At 42.7% G+C, this 19,850-nt stretch carries 16 protein-coding genes; 2 read left to right on the forward strand and 14 right to left on the reverse strand.

Annotated elements, in window-relative coordinates; genetic code table 11:
• Positions 1-48: 48 nt before the first annotated feature.
• The 3 genes from NSU13_RS16495 to tagD all read right to left on the reverse strand — a co-directional run bounded on the left by NSU13_RS16495 (position 49) and on the right by tagD (position 4,325).
• Positions 49-2,325, reverse strand: coding sequence for a CDP-glycerol glycerophosphotransferase family protein (locus NSU13_RS16495; RefSeq protein ID WP_342489640.1), 2,277 nt, complete (start codon positions 2,323-2,325; stop codon positions 49-51).
• A gap of 48 nt (positions 2,326-2,373) precedes the next feature.
• The gene (locus NSU13_RS16500; protein ID WP_034281135.1) at positions 2,374-3,840 is read right to left on the reverse strand and encodes an alpha-glucosyltransferase N-terminal domain-containing protein; all 1,467 of its coding nucleotides are present in this window, start codon (positions 3,838-3,840) and stop codon (positions 2,374-2,376) included.
• 95 nt (positions 3,841-3,935) lie between these two features.
• On the reverse strand, positions 3,936-4,325 hold the full coding sequence (tagD, locus tag NSU13_RS16505; protein WP_034281137.1) for a glycerol-3-phosphate cytidylyltransferase: 390 nt from the start codon (positions 4,323-4,325) through the stop codon (positions 3,936-3,938).
• Positions 4,326-4,690: 365 nt separating this feature from the next.
• On the opposite strand from tagD, the gene NSU13_RS16510 reads away from it, so the two are divergent.
• Entirely contained in the window at positions 4,691-5,461 is a 771-nt protein-coding gene (locus tag NSU13_RS16510) for a WecB/TagA/CpsF family glycosyltransferase (RefSeq protein ID WP_024426277.1), read from the forward strand.
• Positions 5,462-5,472: 11 nt separating this feature from the next.
• Positions 5,473-6,663, forward strand: a complete 1,191-nt coding sequence (locus NSU13_RS16515; RefSeq protein ID WP_274608052.1) for a CDP-glycerol glycerophosphotransferase family protein — start codon at positions 5,473-5,475, stop codon at positions 6,661-6,663.
• Between the two features lie 17 nt (positions 6,664-6,680).
• Here NSU13_RS16515 and NSU13_RS16520 read toward each other — a convergent pair whose 3' ends face one another.
• From NSU13_RS16520 to NSU13_RS16570, 11 genes are all read right to left on the reverse strand, one after another.
• Complete coding sequence (locus NSU13_RS16520) at positions 6,681-9,311, reverse strand: N-acetylglucosaminidase (protein ID WP_342489641.1); 2,631 nt, start codon at positions 9,309-9,311, stop codon at positions 6,681-6,683.
• A 124-nt stretch (positions 9,312-9,435) separates the two neighbouring features.
• The gene (gene manA, locus NSU13_RS16525; protein ID WP_065214842.1) at positions 9,436-10,386 is read right to left on the reverse strand and encodes a mannose-6-phosphate isomerase, class I; all 951 of its coding nucleotides are present in this window, start codon (positions 10,384-10,386) and stop codon (positions 9,436-9,438) included.
• Between the two features lie 147 nt (positions 10,387-10,533).
• The gene (locus NSU13_RS16530) at positions 10,534-11,355 is read right to left on the reverse strand and encodes a carbohydrate ABC transporter permease (protein WP_342489642.1); all 822 of its coding nucleotides are present in this window, start codon (positions 11,353-11,355) and stop codon (positions 10,534-10,536) included.
• Complete coding sequence (locus tag NSU13_RS16535; RefSeq protein ID WP_326135865.1) at positions 11,352-12,323, reverse strand: sugar ABC transporter permease; 972 nt, start codon at positions 12,321-12,323, stop codon at positions 11,352-11,354. Before NSU13_RS16535 ends, NSU13_RS16530 begins: the two co-directional genes overlap by 4 nt.
• A 56-nt stretch (positions 12,324-12,379) precedes the next feature.
• Positions 12,380-13,645: an ABC transporter substrate-binding protein gene (locus NSU13_RS16540; protein WP_326135866.1), complete on the reverse strand. Its 1,266-nt coding sequence runs from the start codon at positions 13,643-13,645 to the stop codon at positions 12,380-12,382.
• Positions 13,646-13,748: 103 nt separating this feature from the next.
• A complete protein-coding gene (locus NSU13_RS16545; RefSeq protein ID WP_252049858.1) occupies positions 13,749-15,167 on the reverse strand; it encodes a response regulator in 1,419 nt (472 codons plus the stop codon).
• Positions 15,161-16,603 carry a sensor histidine kinase gene (locus NSU13_RS16550; protein WP_268412554.1) on the reverse strand — a complete coding sequence of 481 codons (1,443 nt, stop codon included), beginning with the start codon at positions 16,601-16,603 and terminating at the stop codon, positions 15,161-15,163. The genes NSU13_RS16545 and NSU13_RS16550 overlap by 7 nt, the downstream gene beginning before the upstream one ends.
• Positions 16,600-17,601 carry a sugar-binding protein gene (locus NSU13_RS16555; protein WP_034281148.1) on the reverse strand — a complete coding sequence of 334 codons (1,002 nt, stop codon included), beginning with the start codon at positions 17,599-17,601 and terminating at the stop codon, positions 16,600-16,602. The genes NSU13_RS16550 and NSU13_RS16555 overlap by 4 nt, the downstream gene beginning before the upstream one ends.
• 69 nt (positions 17,602-17,670) lie before the next feature.
• Positions 17,671-18,126, reverse strand: coding sequence for a GNAT family N-acetyltransferase (locus NSU13_RS16560; RefSeq protein ID WP_024423655.1), 456 nt, complete (start codon positions 18,124-18,126; stop codon positions 17,671-17,673).
• Positions 18,127-18,247: 121 nt separating this feature from the next.
• On the reverse strand, positions 18,248-18,847 hold the full coding sequence (locus NSU13_RS16565; protein WP_041115555.1) for a bifunctional 4-hydroxy-2-oxoglutarate aldolase/2-dehydro-3-deoxy-phosphogluconate aldolase: 600 nt from the start codon (positions 18,845-18,847) through the stop codon (positions 18,248-18,250).
• Complete coding sequence (locus NSU13_RS16570) at positions 18,819-19,835, reverse strand: sugar kinase (protein ID WP_211043573.1); 1,017 nt, start codon at positions 19,833-19,835, stop codon at positions 18,819-18,821. The genes NSU13_RS16565 and NSU13_RS16570 overlap by 29 nt, the downstream gene beginning before the upstream one ends.
• Positions 19,836-19,850: the final 15 nt, after the last annotated feature.

Genomic DNA, 19,850 nt, shown 5'->3' on the forward strand with positions numbered 1-19,850 from the left:
TTGAACTTGATACCTTCCAAAGGTGTTTTTCCATCTATAAGAAAACAATCAAAAGCGTTGCGAATTAAAAACTACTTCAACCACCCGCTTCGATGACGCCCCGCTCTCTAAGTAACAGAATTTTTCATAAAACGGTGCAAATGATTCTGGTAGTGTAAAGTCTGACTGTTCTGTTTCTCTCACCCAGTCAATGACACTTGCTGTCTCTTTCACAAGTGGTCCAGGTGCTTCTTGTTCAAAGTCGAAGTAGAAGCCTCTGAGCTTGTCACGATATGTTTCAATGTCTGGCACATAGAACAGCATCGGACGTTTGAGGTTTGCATAATCAAAGAACACAGATGAGTAATCTGTGATGAGCAGATCTGAAATCATATAAAGGTCTCTAATGTCTTCGTAATGAGAGAAGTCATAGGCAAAGCCTTCATAAGGCCCTAAATCAAAGTTTTCAGCAACTAGATAGTGCATACGCAGAATGATAATATACTCATCTCCGATAGCAGCTCTCATCTCATGCAGATCAAGGTCTAAATCAAATTTGTACTGCCCTTTTTTATAAAATTGATCGTCTCTCCATGTCGGTGCATATAAGATCAATTTTTTATCGAGCGGCAGGTTCATTTTTTGTTTCAGTGCTCTCATCGTTTCTTCATTGTTTTGATTATGAAGGAAGTCATTTCTCGGATATCCTGACTCAATCATGGTCTTTTGAAATTGGAATGCACGTGTAAAGATTTCAGTCGAGTAGGCATTTGGAGAAATGAGATAATCCCAATTCGATGCTTCTTTTGTGAAATTCTTTTTGTATTTCTTCGTGTTTGTTCCAGGCATATGCACCTCGTCCATGTCCATTGCCAGCCGTTTTAACGGCGTACCGTGCCAAGTCTGCAAGTATGTTGTGTGATCTGGCTTGGGGACCCATAGCGGCAAACGGCTGTTTACGACCCAATACTCGGCTCTTGCCATCGCAAATATCCATTTCAATGACAGACGATTGATATAGTAGATGCCTTTTTCCTTAAACGGTGCTTCATGACCCTTTTTAACGCTCCAGATCAGCGTATATTCAGGGTGATGTTCTTTCATATACTCATAAATCCCACGCGGGTTACAACTAAATTGTTTTCCATTAAAGCTTTCAAAAACAACCGTTTTCTTTTTCACAGACAGCTTACTCGCCAGTTTAAAGGTCGTTTTAAACGTTCTTGTCACAAGGCGGTTACGGACTTTTTTGATTTTACTGATCTTCTTTTTGAATTTCTTCCACTTGCTTTTGACGTAATACTTGGCACGTGTTTTCATTGTGTAATCATTAATACGGATGCCAAGCGTTTGTCTTTTTTTCTTTCGGTACACTTCATATCGAATCGGTACATCGTTTCGTTTATGAATTTGAACAAGTCCTTTGAGTTTGTTCGAGCGGTCTCCAAGCACTAAAGAAGTGGTTGTTAATGTTTCCTCTGCTCCGTTTACATCACAGATAAATTCAAGATAGAAGCGATATACAAAGCGTTTGTTTAATGAATAGGTCAATTCCTCTAAAGGGACTTCTGCTAAAAATTGATAAAGCTGTGGTACATGTTGATCATCACGGTATTCGATCACTTCGTCTTTTATATGGGTGATATTGACCGGAAAACGATGTTCAATTGGTTCTTCACCATTTTTCTTCAATAGAAGCTTTGCTTCTTTGATCTCATACGGATGTTCTGCACTTAGTACACCTGCATACCCGGATAAAGATAACATACACCCTTTGTTGAGCTCGATATGATTGAATTTCACAACCTTTAGCTCACGCTTGATTTTCAAAGAAGCATTCCCTTTGTCTGTACGGTATGGAATGATACACAGCATGGCGTCTTTATTTTCTAAAAAAGTCAGCTCAGGCTTTTCTATTTCCATTTTTAAGCGGCGTTTATAGTTTGACGTTTTCTCTTCAGATTCAATATCTGTATTGATATCCGCTTCTTTTACTTCTTCTTCCTCTTCTTCGGAATCAGAATCATAAGCTGAGTCCTCAAGCTCGTCCTCATCCTCTTCTTTGTTTGTGCTCAAATAGTCCGTGACATACAAGTTATATGTCTGGCCTTGCTCTAACGCAAGCGGCAGCGATGCTTCATTCAATACCAATTTGAATAGATTCTCTTCTTGATGAACAAGCGGAAGGAAAAGTTCTTGTTTCGAAACTCTCTCCCTCATAAACAAATAAAATTCTCTATCTGTTAATGGCATGTCATCGTTGATGCGAATCAGCATTTCTAGTTTCTCATGGTGATTTTTTAACCTTTCAACGACACTCTTCTTATGAATTCCCTCTTCAATCATTAATCGTTAATCTCCTCTGTTCAGAAATCTTACCGTTGTGTTATATCACTATTTTACTTTCCATGAATAGTTTCCTTGTTTCGTTTGATATGACCATCCATCGATCGAAGATGGTTTATTCGTAAGCAGCTCACCTTCTATTTCTAGACGCTGCAAAACCTCTTGAAGTTCTTCTGTTTTAAAACGAATGTAAAAATCCACAAATTTCGTTTGGTTGATTTCAATGTTTTTCTTTGTTTGAAAATGGCCGATTGGGAAGCTGACTTGATGGTTCTCATCGATTGTTTGAGAGATGATTTCAGCTCCATTCACTCGATCATATCCTGCGAAATCAATTTGCACATGATCCGCATGACTCATTTCATCTTTTAACTCGAGTTGAAGGTGAAGAACATGATGCTCAGAGCTTAGATCACGCAAGACCCATTTCATGCTGTCAACGATCCCTCTCAGTTCATCTTTATGCTCACGATTTTCGAGCATATGATGAATCGCCGTATTCCAAACAGTCTCTTCGTCAGAAGGAACAAGATAAAAATAGGCTTGTTCTCCCAATAGTTTTTCGACATCTTCTTTATGTTTAGTATCCCCAAAAAAGACAGCGTCCACTTGCTGTTTTCTTATTTGTTTAAATAATTCTCCATATTGAGAATTGACTTGATGCAGATCTTCTTCATAATGTGCGTGATGCACAAATGCAGCGTAATAAGTTGTTTCAGGCTGCTCAATTTTAAACAGGTGGCGGTCTTGATCACGGTCCTCTGTGATCATCAGTTTCAAACGGTCATTTTGTGATTGAATGCTGGATAGCCATAATTGTTTAATATCGGTCTTCTTTGTAAATGTTTGAATTCCTGTTTTTTTATACCAATTAATATGTCGCACTGGATTCTTTTTTACATCTCCATGGTAGATGAACTCCATATAAATACTGCCATCGTCATTGATCAATTCCTCTAAGTATAGTGCACCTGTATGGGGAACAAAGCTTTGTACTCTGCATAAAACGCCCTGCCAATTATATTCTTCCCTTTTCACCAATTGCTGCTCTTCATTATATTGTTCAATATAACAAATGGGAGAAGAAGATCGTTCATATCTCGTCACCTGAATCGTGGATTCATCTGCCGGAATCACTGCTTCATTGATCGAATGCGATGATTCACCGACAATAAATTCCGAGTAACGTCTCTTACTACCACTTTCCGGTAGAATATAGTGTTCATATACATTCAAGATGTCAATCTCAGAAGAAAAGATCTCTTCCATGCGGTGAATACGTTCCTTCACATTTGCATCATAATTCAAAGTTAAAATTGCAGTACGTTTATGTTGATCAGCCAAAGGCTTAATTTTTGTCTTTAAAGATTTTGTTAAGCTCTCATCCTGTTTTGGCACATCACCCATAATAAAGTAATAGTCCATATCAGGCACGTCCATTGATGCCATTGTTTCATGTTGTTCAGATTGATCCAATGTGTCTTCAACTTTTTTCTTCATCCAATTTTGAAACAAAGGAAGCTCTCCTTCATAATATTGATTGCTTACTCATTGTATTTTACATGAAAAAGTACTTCTTACCAAAAGATAAGAAGTACTTTTTTGATCTATTAAAGTCCAGCAATTTCTTCTTTAATTTGTGTTGTCGAGATACCTTCTGTTCTTTTCAAGTATACGACTTCGCAATGTTCTTTTAAAAAATCGAATTTGCCTTCCCAGTCATCTCCCATAACAAACACATCGATATCATGCTCTTGCACATCATGGACTTTTTGATCCCAGCTGTTTTCTGGAATGACTTCGTCAACATAACGAATGGTTTCAAGAATCAGCTTTCTATGTTCGTAACTGTGATAAGCTTTTTTAGATTTTTGTAAGTTAAACTCGTCTGTAGAGATGGCCACCACTAAGTAATCTCCGAGCTGCTTTGCACGTTCTAGCAGCTTAATGTGCCCCCAGTGTAATAAATCAAATGTACCGTAAGTAATAACTTTCTTCATTGCAAACATAAACTCCTTTCTTTCATCCTTATTCGTCTGCTTCAAGCAGTAATGTTATCCGTAATCTTATTATCATCGATCATTTTTCGCTCTTCGGAATTTCATTATATCACAACGCCTATGAAAGGTTAAGAAAATGTAAAGACAAACTATTTCCAATTTATTGGGCGCAGGAGGAAAAGTCCGAAGAATCAATGTTTCACAAAGGATCGTCGAGATGAAATGATGAAAATGTCATGAAATTTAAAGGTTTGTAAAGTTATTGTTAATATTTCGTGGAGCATCTGTGATAAAATGATGAGTAGGCGAAGAATGAATTTACAATGAACGTTCATAGATAACAAGTTAAAAAGGAGGTCTAAACAATGCAAACAGAAGTGGTCTCTAACCTTTCTTATGTAAACGGCGACTTAGATGAATTTATCAGCTATATGAACCAGCATCATATTTCTCAGAGAAGAGGCGCCATGATTGCGACTGTCAATCCAGAGATAGGCTATGCCGTCATGAAGGATCATGCGTACCATCAAGTCGTCTCATCTGCGGATTATGTACTGCCGGATGGCGTAGGCGTCGTATTGATGTCCCGCATGACCCAAAGTCCGCTTAAGTCAAGAATTGCCGGCTTTGATGTCTTCATGTCTATGCTTGACCTAGCAAACAAGCAGTCTAAAAGAATCTTTTTATATGGTGCGAAAAAAGAAGTGCTTGAGGCTGTGAAACAGCGAATTGATACGGAATATCCAAATGTGGTCCTCGCCGGAAGCTGTGACGGCTATCAAGCCGATAAACGTTTCGTAGCGAAGCAAATCGCGCGCTCGAAACCTGATATGGTGTTCGTTGCATTAGGTTATCCAAACCAAGAGAACTTTATTTACGAATACCGCCATTTATTCCCGCAGGCTGTTTGCATCGGTTTAGGCGGAAGCTTTGATGTATTTAGCGGAACGGTGAAGCGTGCACCACGCTGGATGATTAAGACAAATACAGAATGGCTGTACAGATTGATTGTGAATCCATGGAGATGGAAACGAATGCTCAATATTCCTAAGTACGCTTTTGCCGTATTGAAAGAAAGCAAAGGAAAAAAACGTTACTATCCTGAGCAGGTAAAGGATCAGACGAAGCAGCTGTGAGAGACTGATAAATGATGAATATACGCTCAATGATGATTTCATGTTACGCAGCTTTTATTTCTTTCATTGGATGGCTAATGAGCGGCGTGAAACCTCGTGAAAACCAGGTGACGCTGCTTGTTTCATTTCAAGAGAATGCGGCTGCTCTCATTCATACTTATCAACAACAGGCGAACATGACAATGAAGCTCACTATCCTCTATACGAAGCATGCTTCTGCGATAGAAAAGGACGGGCCTCATCTGTCATTTCGCTATTTTCATGAAAAAAATCCTCTCCATCTCATTCAATGTATATATACGATGTTTAAAAGCAAGGTTGTCGTGACGGATAATTACTTTCTCATGACGAGTGTGCTAAGAAAACGGCCTTCTACAACTTGTATTCAAGTTTGGCATGCCAATGGGGCTTTGAAAAAGTTCGGGCTTGAAGATGCTTCAAATTCTGACCGGAGTCCACGTGATATCAAACGCTTCAAACGCGTCTATGCGTCTTTCGATTACATCGTGACAGGCTCAGATCACATGCGTGAGATTTTCAAGACCTCGTTTGGGGTCAAAGATGAACGCTTTTTACCAACTGGTGTACCACTGACGGATGTGTACTATGAACAGCACCAGCCTTCCTTGAAGCTGCATGATGTTCCAAAAGGGAAAAAGATCCTACTCTATGCACCGACCTATCGAGACTTTGCAATGGACGGTCTTGTGCTGCCTTTTTCAAAAGAGCAGCTGCAAACTGAGCTGAATGGCGATTACATTCTGCTCGTCAAGCTTCATCCTGCGGTCAAACATTTAGCGAAAGCAGAAACTGACGGTGAATGGATATTTGATGTGTCCGATCAGCCGCTCTATCCATTGCTTTGTGCTTGTGATGTCCTGGTGACAGATTATTCGTCCATTGTGTTTGAGTATGCACTGCTCGAAAAGCCTGTCTTGTTCTTCACTTATGACTTAGACACTTATCGGGAGAAACGCGGCTTAGTCGACCGGTATGAAGACATCATTCCTGGTAAGGCTTGCGTCACTCAAGACATGCTCTTGCAGGAGCTTTTGCACCTAAACGCATTAAACAATAAAGAACGAATCAAAACCTTTGCTGAGGAATGGAACCAATATTCAAAGGGACAATCAAGTCAGCAGCTCCTCTCATTCATTGAACAGCAGCTGCTCCTACACAAAAAACGTCCGGCTTCTCATTAGAAAGCACGGACGTTTTTTTATTTGTTATACACCGGGATATCGTAATACAGCGTATAGTCATCAAGCAGGTTATACAAACTATACATGCGAGTGACTTGCTTAGAAGCCCAGCCAATATCTGTTGCATATTGATGAGTCGCTGCAGCCGACCAGCGCATTTTATAAATTGTATCTTGCTTGTATGTGGCATTATTGATATAGCTGTTGCCAATGAATTTTGCTCCGCCAATAATGGCAGCCTCTGGCGTGAACCATTGCTGTTCATACGCATACTTTGCACCAAGATAATTCGGATTGCTGTCATATGCGCCAATGCCATACATGTTATAAACTTTCTTTCCATTATACATTGTACCATTCGCTAAAATGGAACTTCCGTTACCCGTTTCAAGCAACGCATGAGAAATAAGATAAATTTCGTTGATATGATACGTTTTTGCTGCTGTAATAAAGGCCTGTCCTTTACCCGCAAGAATCCCTTTTCCTGCTAAAATCTTTGAATTGACCTCTGCTGGATTGAGATTCGCAGCTTCAGAGAGTTTCAGAAATTGAAAATAAGATTGCGTGCCTTCTGCAATATTAGCTGGATCTACATATTTTTGCACCTCTGCTGCACTTGCATTTCTCCAGCCGAGGTTGATCCTGATCCAGTTCCCTTCTTTCCCAAGCTGTTTTACTTTTGCTCCTTTATTGAGCTGTGCCACAATGTTGCTTGCAGAGCTCGAATCAGGTGTAGAACGGACATTTAAGCCATCCGTATTCACTGTCGATGTTGCTTCGTCTACATATGCTGCATAGACATAGGCCGCACCATCTGTCTGTGGCGACACCTTCATTTGTTTGTTGACCATCTCATTGACAGTAAGGTTGTAGTTCGTTTGCATAACCATTGGGCCATTTTTAATTTTTACGGCTGTGGCGGTCCAGCCATATTGGCTTTTCACAAAAGCAATGGCTTCATTTACAGTTGGTAATCCTGTAAATTGCTGCGTAATGTTGATTTTGTAAGCTGGTTTCGTTGTGGTTGTATACGCAGCGGTTTCATTCCGTTTTTTGAAAAATGCCATACCTTGATCACGCAGTGCAGCGGTTGAGATGGCACCTGTTTTGATCTGATATTGAGCATAATCGGCTGCGCCTGTTTTTTGTGCAGCGGCCTTCATTTTTTGTTTCGTCAAATAGCTGAGTGCTTGATTCAGTTTTGTCTGATTCACTGTCGGCTTTGTCGTGATACGGTATTGCTTGACCGCTTCTGTCAGCGTTTTTGTACTGCTGGCAACGCCATTTTTCTTGATAATCTCTTGAGCCTGCTTCACTTTACTTTGTTCATATACAGGTGTTGTCTTGAGACTATACGTTTTGCTGACAGCCTGTCCCTTACTTGTGGTTATGCTGCTTGTCAGCTGCTGCGTTTTTAAGTAGGCGGCCCCTTTATTCACTTTCGCTTGGTCCACTGCTTGATTGACGACGAGTCGATACGTGCTGTCTGATACCTTGCCAGTTTTTTTCGTTGTCGCAGATACTTTTTTCTTTTGGAAGAAAGCCGCTGCTTTTTTGACTTGGTCATCTCCTAAAAGGTTTCCCGTCACGACTTGATATGGCTGTGTAGAAGAAATCTTTTTGGACGTGTAGCGCCATTTCTTTTTCTTGAAAAAGGCTACCGTTTTGGCGTAAGCTGTATCGTTCAGTTGATTGAGCTTCACGATATAATTTTTTGTTTTTCCCACGCGCTGCACAGTACCTGCAGCACCGGTTTGTTTCTTAATCTGAGCTGCAGCTGAAGCTGCTTGTTTGTTGTCTTTAAAATAGCCTGATTCCAAGCTGTAGACATTTTTTAAAGCACCTGTCTTTTGAATCTTCCCGCTGATCTTTGCTTCCTTTTGCAGTTGAGTAAGAAGCGTCTGTGCTTTCGACTGGTTCGCTTGTGCAGCGGATGTGACGATGTAATACGGCTTACCTGCTGTCACCGTTTGAAGCACTGCTGTTAAGCCGGATGCCTTTTGAAAGCCTTGCAGAATGGTATTCGCCTTACTTTGTCCAACAATACCGCTTGAAATCAGCTGATACACAGTGCCAGCTTTCGTTTCGGTTTGGTATGTACTGGTGACGCCTGCCTGCTTTTGCAGCTCGGTTTGAATATTTTTCACTTTCGTTTCAGAATCAATGGCTCCTGATATGACCTGATAAGAAGGTTTGCTTTGATTGATGACTTCATAGGAGCTATTGAGCCCTGATGTTTTCGTTAGTTCGAGTGAAAGCTTTTTCGCCTGACTTTCATCATTAACTGGATCAGATACGACCTTTTGTAAAGGAAGGCGGTCACCTACTGGAGACACCGTACCGCTCATGCCTACTTCTTTTTTTAATGCAGCTGCACTTGCATTCGCTGCTGCTTGCGAATCATATCCTGAAGCAGTGAGCTGATAGGTCGACGTATTTCCTGAGGTTTGATAAGTGGCTGTCCACTTTTTGTCTTTCTTCAGTGTTTCCACTGCTTTTTTCACTTCTGCTTCTGTTGTAAATACTTTTGAGGTGTTCATCGTATAAATGGATTGATCGACATAGGAGGCTGCTTGCGCTTCTTTACCCGTGTGTAATGTCATACCAAAGGCAGCTGCGAGTAACATAATCTTGATGGTTTTTTTCACGTTCCCTGTCCCTCTCTTAACTTTGCATAATAGTCTACTAATCTCTTTATCGACAAAAACAAGTACTCTTTCAAGTCATTTATGCAATAGAAAAATAGAGGACCCCCTCGAAGTCCTCTTTTCCTTATATATGCGACACAATCAGTTCACAAGATCCTTCAATTGAGAAGCTTCCTGTTTCAGCCGGCAGAATAAAATGAGCGCCCTTTGGCAGTGGATATGTGTTTCCGTCATGCTCTAAAGACCCTTCTCCATGAATCACACTGCATAGCAAAAACGGATAATCCTGCGAAAGCTCTACTTTTTGATCAATTTCCCATTTATACACAGAGAAATATTCTGCTTCGACAAATGTACGAATGGTCACTCCCCGGCGTGTTTCAACTGATTCATCTGCATACCCGTCTACATGAGGAACCGTTGTGACATCAATCGCTTGCGCAAAATGAAGTTCACGTTCATTGCCATCCTGATCTTTTCGTTCATAATCATATACGCGATAAGTTGTATCTGAGCTTTGCTGCGTTTCAAGGACAAGCGTTCCTTCGCAAAGCGCATGAATGGTACCGCTTGGCACATAATAAAAATCACCAGGCTTAATCTTCACCCGCCGCAAAAGACCTTCCCAATCTCCACTATTCATCATGGTGACAAGCTCAGTTCTTGTTCTTGCATTGTGCCCATAGATCATTTCTGCTCCTTCTTTGCAGTCAATGATATACCAGCACTCTGTTTTTCCAAGCTCGCCATTTTCATGTCTTTCCGCATAATCATCATCTGGATGTACTTGCACGGACAAGTCTTGGTTTGCATCTAAAATTTTGGTTAACAGCGGGAATCGGTCGCCTTCTATCCCCCCGAACAATTCTCTATGATTGTCCCAGAGTTCGATCAGCGTTTTCCCTTTATATGGACCGTCTTGCACGACACTTGGCCCGTTTGGATGAGCAGAAATTGCCCAGCATTCTCCCGTTTGATCAGAAGGAATATCATAGCCAAATTGATCCCTTAAGGCTGTACCTCCCCATATTCTCTCCTTCAATTCAGGCAGTAAAAAAATTGGTGACTGCTTCATTCAGGATGACTCCTCCCTTTGCTACCCTTTGATAATCCTTACCTAGCTTGATGAAAACTAGTAAGTCTCAACTTTTATTATGACGCTATCTAAAGAGAAGTCAATCCTTTCAGTACACCGAATGAAAACGATAACACAAAAAATATTTTACCCTTTGACAGAGCCTGCGAGAAGCCCTTTGACAAAGTATTTTCCAAGAAGTATATAGACGAGCAGGGTCGGCAGCGCAGCCAATATCGCCCCTGCCATTTGGACGTTCCATTGCACAATTTGACTGCCTGATAGGTTTTGCAAGGCTACCATTACCGGCTGATGCTCCGCAGTGGTCATCGTAACCGCAAATAAGAATTCATTCCACACATTTGTGAACTGCCAAATGGCCACCACAACAAATCCTGTGATCGAAAGCGGCAGAATCATATGTCTGAAAATCCCGATAAACCCTGCGCCATCCATTTTCGCCGATTCAATCATTTCATCTGGGATGCTCACATAGAAATTTCGGAACATGAGTGTTGTGATCGGAAGCCCGTATACGACATGGACAAGCACAAGCCCTGGAATTGAATTATACAATCCGACTTCACGCAAAAATTGAATGAGCGGGATCAGAATACTTTGATATGGAATAAACATCCCAAACAGCATCAGCGTAAAGACGACTTCTGATCCTTTGAAACGCCATTTTGATAATACATAGCCATTCATTGCACCTAATACAGCTGACAATAAAGTAGCAGGAATGACAAGATAAAAAGAATTCATTAAATTGGGCGCCAGCTTTTCAAACGCGATTTGATAGCTTGAAAAATCAATAGTAGATGGCAGCGACCACATTCGCTCAAGGGTGACTTCACCTAATGGCTTCAAGCTTGTGACGAGCATGACATAAACAGGCATCAGAAAAAAGAGACTGCACAAAATCAATAAAGCATAAAGAACTGGACGGACAAACCATCTGGCTGTCATGATGATGCCCCCTTCCGGCTCGACAGGAGATATGGCACGATAAAGACCGCAACAGAGATCAGCATGACAACCGCAATGGCGGCACCGCCTGCATAATGGTTTCCTCTAAAGGTCATTTCAAACATATACACGCCTGGTACATCCGTGACAAAGTTCGCACCCGGCCCTGTCATCGAGTAAATCAAATCGAAGATCTTTAAAGAAATGTGAGCCATGATGATGACAACACTTGCAGTAATCGGTTTTAAAAGAGGGAAAATGATTTTCCAGTAAATCTGCCACTCCGTTGCACCATCCATTCTAGCAGCCTCTCTTACTTCCTCTGGAATTCCTCGCAGACCCGCCAAATACATCGCCAGAGAGAAGCCTGTCATTTGCCAAACAGCTGCAATCACAACAGCAATCATGGCCGCAGGTACACCAAACTCAATTTTCCCCCAGACAAATCCGGCCAATATATTCGTATCCGTATACCACTTAGGCTGGATACCAAGCGTTTTCAAAAATAAATTTACCCCAGTTGACGGGTTTAAAATCCATTGCCATACGACTCCTGTGACAACGAAGGAAAGGGCCATCGGAAAGAAGAATAAATTCCGAAAAAGAGATTCCCCCTTGATCTTCTGATCTAGTAAAATCGCAAGTGCAAGACCAGAGATAATGACAGCCCCAATAAAAAATAAAGTGAAAAAGACCGTGTTTCGAAGATCTGATTGAAAGCGGAAATCTTGAAACAGCATGACATAATTGCGAAGACCTGCGAAAGAGAAATCAGGAACAAGCGTGGTCCAGTTTGATAATGACACATATCCTGTCCAGCCGATAAAACCGTAAACAAAGATGAATAATAATACTGCTGACGGGGCTAAAAAGAGCAGCGCCAGCAGCTGGTCTCCATTCCGTTTTTTCCGCATACGTTTAACTTTGGGCACAGGTGTTTTTGCCATCGGCGATGTGTCTATGCGCATGAAGCTACACTCCTTTTTAAAAAAGAGGCGGTGCCTAGCCGCCGCCTCCTTCGTCTTTATTTCATTGCATCTTTTAATGATGAAACAAACTGACTGCTGTCTTTTTGTGTCACGAAGATATTGACGGCTTGATTCGCTTTTGTCACAAACCCTTCTTCAGCAGCTGAGCCATGAGCAAGAGACGGCGCCAGTTTTGACTCTTTAAATGCCTTCATCGCCGATTTTCCGTATTCATCATATTTTGATACATCTGCATCCACACGTGCTGGAATCGATCCTTTTAGCGGATTAAACGCATCCTGTCCTTCAACAGATCCTAAAACAGATAAGAATTTCTTCACGTTTTCTGGCTGTTTCACACCCTTTGGCAGTCCAAATGTATCGGTGATCACCATAAAGCTTCCTTCCGTTCCAGGAGTCGCCGCGTATCCAAAGTCTTGATTCACCTTCAAATCAAGATCATTCACAAAGTACCCCTTCGCCCAGTCGCCCATGACATTCATTGCCGCTTCTCCTTTTGCCACGAGCTGTGAGGCATCCTGCCAGTTACGTGAACTGTGATCGTCATTGACGTATTCGAGCATACGTCCAAAGATGTCTGCCGCTTCCTTCACTTTCGGGTCATCCATTTTCATCTCGCCAGCCCAAAGTTTTTGATAACCATCTGCCCCTAATACACCCAGCAAAACACTTTCAAACAAATGAGTCGCTGCCCAAGGCTCCTTATCTCCAAGTGCAAGTGGTGTGATTCCTTTTTTCTTTAATGCATCTGCTGTTTTGAAAAATTCATCAAATGTCGTTGGCGGCTCTAAGCCTGCATCATCAAATACTTTCTTGTTATACCAAAGCACATTGCCCCTGTGAATGTTCACTGGCACGGAATAGATTTTCCCATCTTTGCTGACAAGATCAATCAGTGATTTTGGAAATTTGTCTTTCCAGCCTTCTTTTTCATATAAATCATCCAGAGGCTCCATTTTGCCTGCCGCGACCCAGCTCTCATTCAGCTCCGCCCCGCCATGCACTTGAAACGTAGCAGGCGGATCATTTCCCTGCATCCGGCTAGTCAGGACAGCCTTTGCATTTGTACCAGCACCACCTGCAACGGCTGCATTTTCAATTGGAATGTCTTTATTCTCCTCTTCAAACAATTGAATGAGTGCCTTCAGCCCGTCTTCCTCACCCGCTCCTGTCCACCAAGAGAAAATTTCGAGCTTCTCCGCTCCGCCTTCTTTTTTTGCCTCTGAGTTCGTCGATGAGCTGCAGGCAGTGACGATAAGCATACAGAGTGCCAGCAGTGTAAAGCCTAATTTGAACTTCATAATTGATCCCCCTATCCCCATTTTGTGAGCGTTATCAAAATAAGTATAATGGCAGATCCTTGCTTATTTTCAGGCAAACTTCTTCACTTTTTTATGAAATTCTTCATTTTTTTACGGCCTGTTTTCGATATTCCTTCGGTGAACAGCCGACCATCTTCTTAAACACACGGCTGACGTAATTAGGATCTGTATATCCTGCCTGATAGGTAATTTCTTTTAAGCTAAGCGTGCTGTCTTTGAGGAGCTTTTTGATTTTATCCAGCCGGCAGGCTGTCACATACTCTTTAAATGTCAGACCCGTCTCGTCTTTAAATCGTTTTGTGAAATAGGTTGGACTTAAATCAACATAAGCGGCCGTTTGCTCAAGCGTGATCTGTTCACAATAATGCGTTTTGATGTAACGTTTTGCCCGCTCGATGTCATTGATGGTCTGTGTTCTCGCTTCATACACGTCAAATAGGTGTTCACAGCACTGGCGGCATTCAGCAGCGGTGCTGATTGTCAATATCGATAGGTCTGTACGGAGGCGTGATTTGAAGAGAATCAGCAGTTCTTTTACCTGCGAAATCGCCGCCCCCTCTAATTCAAAGGCATCAAATAAAGCCAGCGCATCCTCTCTTCTCCCTTCCTCGAGCGCCTGCATCATGCTGTCTGCAAGCTCCGGCAGATGAATCAATGGGCGGGGCTTCACTTCTGTTTGGTAAAAGCCATAACGAACAACGCCGCCACTCTTTTTTCGCTGATAATAGGAAAGCTTCGCCTCTGCTGCACTTTTCTGAAGATGAAGCGGGTTTGAGACTGGATGCCCTATGCCAACGACAGGTGAAGGCTGACCGTTTGTCATGGCAGCTCGAATGGCTTGCAGCACCTCTGCCTTTAGCTGACCTGGTCCCTGCTGACTATAAATGAGACATGTAAACAGTTCTCCCCCCATCTGAATCGGCACCGTATGAAATCGTGCAGATTTCTGTAAATCGATCAACAGCTGATCTCCTTCTGTCCGTTGCACAGCAATGATAAGACCTGCTTCATATTCGGAAAATAGTTGTTGAAACTCCATTTCGGTATAAGATTGACCGTTCATGACATGCGCTTCAAGCCACTTTGACTGCTGATCGGCCGCTGCCTCCTGCCGTAGAGACGCCTCCTGCTGAATCTCTGCTGCTACAAATCGAATGGCTGCGATGGTTTCATCCTTGTCAGCTGGTTTGACGAGGTATTGTTTCACCCCTTCCTGCATCGCTTGCTTGGCGTAATCGAATGTATCGTAGGCTGTCAGCATAATGAATTTTGTATGAGGACTGCTTGCTTTGATCTGTTTGATCGCTGTCAGTCCATCCATGCCAGGCATCTGAATATCCATGAGCACAAGATGAATGGGCTCAGACCGCACGAATTCAACCGCCTTCTTTCCATTTTCCGCTTCTCCTGCTATATGACACTCTGGAAGCCATTCGGTTAAGAACTTCCGCATCGCTAGCCGTTCTATTTTTTCATCATCGACAATCAGCACGTTCAGCATGCCGGTCCCTCCTTTATCGGAATAGCCAATTGTATGGTGGTGCCTTCGTTTGGCTTTGAATCAATTTGAAGGGCATCTTGCACCCCGTAAAACAAGCGCAGTCTTGACATTACATTTCGAAGACCGATTCCTGTCGAGTGGCCTTTACTCAGTATGTTCGGATCTTCCTCTTCTTTTTCTGACAGCAATCTTCTTTTCTCCTGTTCATTGATGCCCATTCCATTGTCCTGAATCTGAATCATCACATAGCCGCCTTCTTGATAGATCGAGAGCTCAACAAGTCCCTCTTCCTCCTTTGGTTCAACGCCATGAATGAAGGCATTTTCGACAAGCGGCTGTAAGGTAAGACTTGGGATATGCACAGATAAACATGATTCATCGATGGAGGTTTTGCACGTAATACGATCGGCAAATCTCGTTTCTTGTATATGAAAATATTCTTTCACCACTTTCACTTCTTGTTCCAATGTAACGGATGTACTTAGAGCAGACAGCGAATACCGCATCAGCGTGGAAACGGATTGAATCAACCTCGATGTGGCTTCTGCTGATTCTAAGTAAGCCATCCGTGAAACGATGTTTAATGTGTTAAATAAAAAATGCGGGTTCATTTGGTTTTGCAGCGTTTTTAGCTTCATGTCTTTGATTTTTTGATCTAATGCTGCCTTTTGTTTGATCTCTTCAATCATCATTTTCATCTCTTGCCGCATTCGCTGAAAGGCTTCATTTAAAACAGAGATTTCATCCTTTGTGGTAACATGCAAATTCGCTCCATCAAAATTTCCTTCTGATACTTCTTTTACACTTCGGGACAGATGAACGATGGGTCTTGAGATCCCGCCAGCAATCATATACGCCATCCATAAGGCGACCCCGATTGATAACGTAAACAGGCATAAGGTAAAGAGCGCATAGGTTTGATGCCTTTTTTGAAGAGATTGATAGAGTATCTGATACTCAGATAATTCATCATCAAGCAGGGTCATCGTCTGCTCTTGTATATAGGAGGAGACGGTTCTCACTTCCTTCACACTTGCAGCATATTCTTCGATTTTCCCTGCTTTCACATGTGTCATGGTCGCATCACTTTCATTGATGAGCGTCCGCATCATATATTGATATTTTTCAATAGAAGGAATTGCCGCATGAAGACCGGCATCCTTTCGCAGCGCTTGATCGTATGATTTCATTTTCTGTTTTGACGTAAGATATTCTTTGGCAAACTTCCGATCCTTTTCAATGGCATAGGCATTGACCTTTTCATACATCGTTTTCGCCTCTGTTGATATATCATTGAGCAAGAGAAAAGAACGGAAGCTCCGGCTATATTCTGATGTGATTTTTGAACTGCTCCAGTAGACAAAAAAAGCGGCTACGTTGCCAAGAAGCACAAGGATTAAAAATGCTAATAACAGCTTACTTCGAATCTTTCTCATGGCTGCATCCCCTGCTTTCTGTCTGTTTGCTGAAGAGGCAGATCCCCGCGCCGGATCACACTCGTTCCCGTGTACTGGAGCGGTTCTTCTTTTTCACCTTTCTGCAAACGAACAAGCGATTCAACCGCTTGATAGCCCATTTCATAAGGATGCTGCACGACGACGGCATCAATTGTCCCATCATCAAGCGCCTGAATCGTATCAGGCAATGTGTCAAATGCAAGCACATAAAAATCAGTGGATGATCGATACTGTGCAATTGCTTGGATGATGCCTGCACCATCTAATGCACTTGTGCCATAAAATGAGGTGAGCTTTGCATGATCGTTTAATAGTTTATAAGCGGCACCTGAGGCACCTGACTTCGTAATGGCTGATTCTTCTATTCCAGCAATATGAATGCGTTTTTCAGCAGAGACGGCATCTCGAAAGCCCTTGACGCGCAGCTTTTGATGAATGGCATCCAGCCTGCCTGTGACAATTCCTACATACTGTTCACCTTTTGTATCTGCGATGAGTGCCTGTCCTGCGATAAAACCTGAATAATAATTGTCCGTCCCTACATACACTTGACGCTTGCTCCCCTCTGCATCCGTATCGACGGTGACGACATCAATGCCTTTTTCCCTCGCCTTCTGAAAAAGCGGTTTGTATTTCTTAGCATCAAGTCCCTGCGTCATAATGCCATCAACATGCCCAGCGATCGCCATATCAATGGTTTTCAGATGATCGTCTACATCCGCCTGTTTTGGGCCCAAATATTCTAGATATACGTGATGAACGTCTGCCGCATCCGCAGCTCCCTTTTGTACAAGCTGCCAATATTCGTTATCAAGTTCCTCCGGTACAAGAACAAAATGGTATTGATACGTTGACGCCGTTTCATCGGAAGCGCTTTCAATTTTAAATAAATCTTGACCTAATAACGTTAAGAAGATGACAGATACCACACAAAATGTGAGAAATGCGCTCATTCCGATCCACTTAGATAATTTCACCGTGTCCTCCTCCTTCCCACTATTTCCGCATAAAAAAAAGAGCTGCTTATAAGCATACTCTCTCGACCTCTATAATTCCTTTGTCATAAATAAACTGTTTGGATCTTCTTGATATGTACCAAAAGGCGGACAATACTGAAATCCAGCGCTCTCATATAGTTTTCTTGCTGGTTCAAAGAAAGCCATTGCCCCTGTCTCTAAGCTGACACGTGTATACCCGCGCCGTTTTGCCTCTTGGAGAAGATGATTCAGCATATACCTCGCTACACCTTTTCGCATATGGAGGGCTGCGGTTCTCATCGATTTGATTTCCCCATGTTCACTTGACAGTTCCTTTAACGCTCCGCAGCCAAGAAGCTCCTCTCCATCCCGCACACTCCACACGGTGACATCCTGTTTTTTTAAATCAGTTAATGGAAGGGCATGAATGCTTTCTGGCGGCGAATGCTCCTTCATCTCTTCTATATGTGCGGTGATCAGCTGGTCAATTCGTCCATCTGTAAGTTCATCTTGTAGAATATACATTTTCAATCACTCCTTCACGAACATTGTACGTGAAGAGTTGAAATTTCATCTGCTGTTATGTCAGATAAACGAACAAACAACCGGCATCAACGAGCCAGTTGTTTGTTCGTTTGACAAGTATTTATGAAGAAAGAACTGCTTGTAATTCCTCTGCTGTACTGCTTTCAAGCTGACTTCCGACACCGACAGCCACCGCGCCTGCTTTGAGCCACTTTGGAACATCAGCTGGATGAATGCCGCCCGTAGGAATAAATTCAATCTCTGGAAATGGACCTTGCAGGTTTTTCATATAGGATAAACCGAAGGAGCCGCTTGGAAATAGCTTGAGCAAGCAGTAGCCATCTGCTTTCGCCTGCATGATTTCACTTGGGGTGAGGACACCTGGTACATAGAGTGTGTCGTAAAATGAGAGATGTTCACCAATCATAGGAAGATATCCTGGACTAACGATAAACTGTGAGCCTGCCTCAATGGCTGATTGTGCCTGCTCCAGCGTCGTAATTGTTCCCGCTCCTACAATGATGTCCTGCTCCTCTTGGAAGGATGCGATGATGCGTTCAGCATTTGGCGTGGTATACGTCACTTCAATGGCACGGACTCCTTTTTTCTTTAAACGCTCAATCATTTCAATACCTTCTGCTTCACTATCCGCTCTCACAACTGCGATCAATTTACAAGACGCTAGCTGCTTTTTAACGCTCAAACTTGCTGACTTTCCCATATCTCTCATCCCCTTTCATGTACTCCCGCCTTTGATATCGCTTGGCTTCTTTCATAAAAGCCTGAAGCTCCTCCCGGGTAGGCAGTCCATCCTTATCGCCCGGTGACATCACTGCAAGTGCCCCAACCGCATTGCCTCTTGTCACAGATTTTTCATCTGATAAGCCGTCAAGCAAGCCGCTGATGACCCCCACTGCAAATCCATCACCAGCTCCAACTGTGTCTACGACATCCTGCACATAAAAGCCATTCACAATTCCCTGACCGGCTGCACTTTTATAAAAGGCGCCTTCTGCCCCTAGCTTAATGACCACTAGCTTGACACCTTTTTGCAAATAAACATCTGCAATCTCTTCTGGCTCTTGATAACCCGTGAGCCTTTGCCCTTCTGCAAGCCCTGGAAAAAACCAATCCACTTGCGAAGCGATATGATTCACCGTATGAATCATATCTTCCTCCTCTTCCCACAGCTGAAGCCGAAGATTTGGATCAAATGAAATGGTTTTGCCCGCTTCTTTCATTTCTTGAAGGACACGAAAAGAAAACGCTCTCATTCCACTGGATAGGGCAGGTGGAATACCAGTCATATGAAGATGGCCTGCCTGTTTGAAATAGGCGGCGGGAAAGTCGCTTGGACTCATTGTGCTCGCAGCAGAGCCTTTTCGATAATACGTGACGTCAGGATCTCCATCCATCACTTTTGATTTAAGTAAGATTCCCGTTTGAGACCCATCATTTGAACGGAGTACTGCACTTGTATCGACTCCCTCTTTTTGAAGCTCTTCTAAAATAAATGTGCCAAGTGAATCTGCTCCAACTTTGCTCATCCATCCCACATGAAAGCCCAGCCTCGCCAAGCCGACAGCCACGTTACTCTCTGCACCAGCAAGCGCCTTTTGGAATGTATGCACTTGATGAAGCTCTCCGGCTTCCTCTGCATAAAACATCGCCATTGATTCCCCAAATGTGACCGCATCCAATGCTTTCACTCATTTCTCCCCTTC

Source organism: Bacillus sp. FSL M8-0049 (assembly GCF_038593355.1).
GTDB classification, from domain to species: Bacteria; Bacillota; Bacilli; order Bacillales; family Bacillaceae; genus Bacillus; species Bacillus safensis.

What these genes read in the sequence shown, in the direction of transcription:
- NSU13_RS16560 (WP_024423655.1), bottom strand. Translation starts at nt 18,126, where the DNA reads ATGTATATTCTACAAGATGAACTTACAGATGGACGAATTGACCAGCTG.
- NSU13_RS16540 (WP_326135866.1), bottom strand. Translation starts at nt 13,645, where the DNA reads ATGAAGTTCAAATTAGGCTTTACACTGCTGGCACTCTGTATGCTTATC.
- NSU13_RS16495 (WP_342489640.1), bottom strand. Translation starts at nt 2,325, where the DNA reads ATGATTGAAGAGGGAATTCATAAGAAGAGTGTCGTTGAAAGGTTAAAA.
- NSU13_RS16530 (WP_342489642.1), bottom strand. Translation starts at nt 11,355, where the DNA reads ATGACAGCCAGATGGTTTGTCCGTCCAGTTCTTTATGCTTTATTGATT.
- manA (WP_065214842.1), bottom strand. Translation starts at nt 10,386, where the DNA reads ATGAAGCAGTCACCAATTTTTTTACTGCCTGAATTGAAGGAGAGAATA.
- NSU13_RS16535 (WP_326135865.1), bottom strand. Translation starts at nt 12,323, where the DNA reads ATGCGCATAGACACATCGCCGATGGCAAAAACACCTGTGCCCAAAGTT.
- NSU13_RS16515 (WP_274608052.1), top strand. Translation starts at nt 5,473, where the DNA reads ATGATGAATATACGCTCAATGATGATTTCATGTTACGCAGCTTTTATT.
- NSU13_RS16565 (WP_041115555.1), bottom strand. Translation starts at nt 18,847, where the DNA reads ATGGGAAAGTCAGCAAGTTTGAGCGTTAAAAAGCAGCTAGCGTCTTGT.
- NSU13_RS16545 (WP_252049858.1), bottom strand. Translation starts at nt 15,167, where the DNA reads ATGCTGAACGTGCTGATTGTCGATGATGAAAAAATAGAACGGCTAGCG.
- NSU13_RS16550 (WP_268412554.1), bottom strand. Translation starts at nt 16,603, where the DNA reads ATGAGAAAGATTCGAAGTAAGCTGTTATTAGCATTTTTAATCCTTGTG.
- tagD (WP_034281137.1), bottom strand. Translation starts at nt 4,325, where the DNA reads ATGAAGAAAGTTATTACTTACGGTACATTTGATTTATTACACTGGGGG.
- NSU13_RS16510 (WP_024426277.1), top strand. Translation starts at nt 4,691, where the DNA reads ATGCAAACAGAAGTGGTCTCTAACCTTTCTTATGTAAACGGCGACTTA.